A 748-nucleotide genomic window follows, 5' to 3' on the forward strand; every position below is an offset into this window, starting at 1 on the left:
TTTCCGGGGGACGCGGGGGGGGTGCGTTAGGGGGACGGGGTTATTGCCCCGGACCGGCGCGGTTCCGTACGCGGCGGCCTGGAGCAGCACGTAGCGGCAGTCAGCGGCGGCAGGTGGCAGGACGAATCGCATGAGTAGGACGAGCGGTACGGGCAGCGCAGGTCGGGCCGAAGTCGGTCGGGCTGAAGCCGGGCGGGCCGGGGTCGGGCGGGCCGGAGCGGGGAGCGGCACGCCCGTGGAAACGGCCGCGGAGCGGACGCTGCGCAGAATGGCCGAAAACATCGGCCTGACCGGGGCGGCTGACCGGTCGGGGTGGTCGTGGGTGGAGCTCAGTCCTGTCCGTACCGTGGATCGACCGATTCGGGAGCGAGTCCGAGCAGCTCCGCGACCTGTTCGACGACCACCTCGTGGACGAGCAGGGCCCGTTCGTCGCGGCTCTTGGTGCGGATCTCCACCGGCCGGCGGTACACCACGATCCGCGCCTGCTGCTCGCCGTCGGCGGCGATGAACCGCCCGAGCGGCACCGCGTCGTCGCTCCACGCCTCGATGTCGCGGCCCGCCACCCCGCCGTCGACGTAGGGCACGTCGTGGACGGAGAACTCCACGTCGGACAGTTGTGGCCAGCGCCGTTCCAGCCGCTCGACCGAGTCGTGCACCAGGTCGAGGAAGCCTTCCGCGCGGCTGATCGACAGCGGCACCTGGGGCGGCGCGCTCGGTCCGCGCCTCCCGCGCCCGTGCCGCGGTCTCG

The 748-nt window shown here is 73.0% G+C and carries 1 protein-coding gene; it reads right to left on the minus strand.

Features of this window, described 5'->3' with window-relative positions:
- Positions 1–329 precede the first annotated feature (329 nt).
- On the minus strand, positions 330–748 hold a 419-nt coding region (locus AAHZ94_RS34760), incomplete at its 5' end, for a metallopeptidase family protein (RefSeq protein WP_349997649.1).

Source organism: Streptomyces sp. HSW2009, assembly GCF_040240285.1.
Lineage (GTDB): Bacteria > Actinomycetota > Actinomycetes > Streptomycetales > Streptomycetaceae > Streptomyces.